3 protein-coding genes are annotated in these 2,386 nt (G+C 59.7%); all 3 read left to right on the top strand.

Translation table 11 applies throughout. The features are described from left to right. Positions 1–172 precede the first annotated feature (172 nt). The 3 genes from HMPREF2971_RS05010 (at position 173) to HMPREF2971_RS05000 (ending at position 2,010) form a co-directional block, all read left to right on the top strand. Positions 173–430 (top strand): hypothetical protein, encoded by a 258-nt coding sequence (locus tag HMPREF2971_RS05010; protein WP_070544389.1) that lies wholly within the window; start codon positions 173–175, stop codon positions 428–430. Between the two features lie 213 nt (positions 431–643). Beyond that, positions 644–1,579, top strand: coding sequence for a protein rep (locus tag HMPREF2971_RS05005; RefSeq protein ID WP_070544385.1), 936 nt, complete (start codon positions 644–646; stop codon positions 1,577–1,579). 158 nt (positions 1,580–1,737) lie between these two features. After that, complete coding sequence (locus tag HMPREF2971_RS05000; RefSeq protein WP_070544383.1) at positions 1,738–2,010, top strand: hypothetical protein; 273 nt, start codon at positions 1,738–1,740, stop codon at positions 2,008–2,010. Positions 2,011–2,386 lie beyond the last annotated feature (376 nt).

Below are 2,386 nucleotides of genomic sequence, written 5' to 3'. Positions count from 1 at the left end.
AGAAGCTGCAATTCGACGTTCACCCCGAGCTGTTCAGCGACGTGGAAGATGTCTGCCAGCTGCTCGACATGAGCAAGCGTGAGTTCCTCACGGCCGCCACGCTGCAAGCCGTCAAGCTCGCGCAGGAGGCCATCGAAAAGCACGGTTTGATCCCTGATGAGGAGACGCACTGATGCTGACTCTCACAGGCACCGTTCGCGCTGCCACCACTCTCGGTGGTGGTGTCAACAAGAAGACCGGCGAGGTCATCCAGCCCCGGTCAGTACTCCAGGTGGAAGGCCTCGACTCCCGCGGCTTGGTGCAGCTCTACACCCTCACGGTTCCCGATCTGACGAAGTACGCCGACCAGGTCGGCTCGCAGATCTCCGTGCCGGTGCGTGCGTGGGCACCTGGCGCGACAGTCAATTTGTCGTACGAGGAAAAGAAGTGAGCGCGGGACGACGCCTTGGGACGGGCCTGCCCCGGCACTTGGCGCCGGCCGGCGCTCTTCCCTTGATACATACAAACAATTGCTCCAAGCCAGCATCCATGCGGGTTTCCGGCTCGTTTGCCTGCGATCAGGGCTTGTCGCCGGACGCCGTCCGGCTGGGCCGCGAGATGCTGGCTGGACCCATTGGGTTCCTCATCGCACGGAGGGCCGCCGATGGAGGAACGACCACCGGATGACCCAAAGGAAAACGCCGACTCTCTGGCAGGAGAAATCGGCGTTCAGGGCATCGAGGCACTACCCCGAAGGGTTCAGAGATATGGAGCAGCTAAAGCAGGCGCTCTCGACGTAGCGGAGTTTATCAGCGGGCTTGGAGGCCATCAAGGCTTAGCACGGCGGGTCGGCTCGTGTGGGGACTATTTGATGTTCCGGCACTACTTCACCGTCGACGAAGTGCGGTTGCATGCAGCTTCGCTTTGCATGAAGCATCTCCTATGCCCCCTGTGCGCCATCAGGAGGGGCAGCAAGGCCCTCAAAAGCTACCTGGATAGGTGGGAGGTGCTTAGAGGGTCGAACGCCTCTTTAAAGCCCTTTCTCGTGACTCTGACCGTTAAGGATGGCAATGACTTGGCTGAGCGTTTTAAGCACCTCCATCGTGGCCAGCGAGAGCTATGGATGCGGAAACACCGTGCTCGCGGCTCTTGCCTCGATGGTGTTATGGGTGCTGTGTGGTCGTACGAAGTGAAGCGCGGCACAGGTTCTGGGCTCTGGCATCCGCATCTGCACATGATCGCGATCGCTGAGCATCAGCCTGACCAGCTGCAGCTCTCGGCTGAGTGGAAAAACATCACTGGTGATAGCCACGTGGTGGACGTACGGCCGATCAGCCAGGAGGATCCTGTGAGTGGCTTCCTCGAGGTGTTCAAGTACGCGGTGAAGTTTTCGGATCAGCCTGTTGAGGACACGTGGCACTGCTACGAGACCTTGCGCGGAAAGAGACTCATCGGATCTGCTGGCTGCTTCCGTTCGGTGGTGGTGCCGGAGCAGCTCATTGACGAGCCCTTCGACGACCTCCCCTTTCGCACCCTTTTTTACCGCTACCTGACCGGTCGCGGATACGACCTTCAGAGGAGGAAAGATCGACCCGCCTGAGTGCACGGATGAATGTTCTTCGCGGGGCAGGATATGCGAGGTGCTAGCACCTCGCTCAGGCTGATTCACGCAGAGCGTTCAACAGCGAAAGCGGCCCCGGTGAGTGCGTCAACACCCACCGAGGCCTAACCAAAACCCATCTGTGTTGGAGATGAAAAATGGCTGAGAAGAAGTCTATTGCGCCCGAGCTGGGCGAAGCTGAACGCGAGATCCACGGGCCTCTGGCCGAAGCCCAAGCGTTGATCGAGATCTGGCGCAGCTCGAATCCCGACGAGGCGTCGTTTTGCTGCCTCGCGGTATCCACCCTGTCTCGCCTCTGTGATCGTTTTGACACCTACCAACACCTGCTGTTGAAGCATGGTCGGCCGGCATTCGCCGAGACTGACTACGGCGTCCTGGGAGACCCGGTGGAGGATCAGCCAGCGGCCTAAGGGGGTATGGGGGGTATGCCCCCCATGCAGAGCCACGGCTCTCACGCCAACGCAGCGATGCGCCGCGTGCCCAGCGCCCTCCCCTCCCCTGCCCGTCTTCGCGCATGCAAAACAGGCTGCGTGGACCACAAAAAGGGCTCTGAATTCGTATCCTGCACGCGTAAGGCTTTACATCGGCCTTTCGTCTGGTAACAATTGTCGTTCCTGCAACCTTCAATTGGAGCCGATGTGGACCTTGATTCCCTCATCCAGCATAAAGCTCTCGACGAGCTTTACAAACGTGGCAACTACGGCCTGATGGATCACTTCCTCAGAGACCCGGAGACTGCCGAGCAGCTCAAGCTGAAGAAGCTGCAATTCGACGTTCACCCCGAGC

The sequence above is a fragment of the Rothia sp. HMSC066G07 genome, assembly GCF_001814485.1.
Classification (GTDB): domain Bacteria; phylum Actinomycetota; class Actinomycetes; order Actinomycetales; family Micrococcaceae; genus Rothia.
Note: the sequence above shows the minus strand (reverse complement) of the source record. Positions and strands in the feature narration are given on the sequence as shown.

Coding starts and splice junctions, on each gene's coding strand:
- HMPREF2971_RS05010 (WP_070544389.1), top strand. CDS start 173: ATGCTGACTCTCACAGGCACCGTTCGCGCTGCCACCACTCTCGGTGGT.
- HMPREF2971_RS05005 (WP_070544385.1), top strand. CDS start 644: ATGGAGGAACGACCACCGGATGACCCAAAGGAAAACGCCGACTCTCTG.
- HMPREF2971_RS05000 (WP_070544383.1), top strand. CDS start 1,738: ATGGCTGAGAAGAAGTCTATTGCGCCCGAGCTGGGCGAAGCTGAACGC.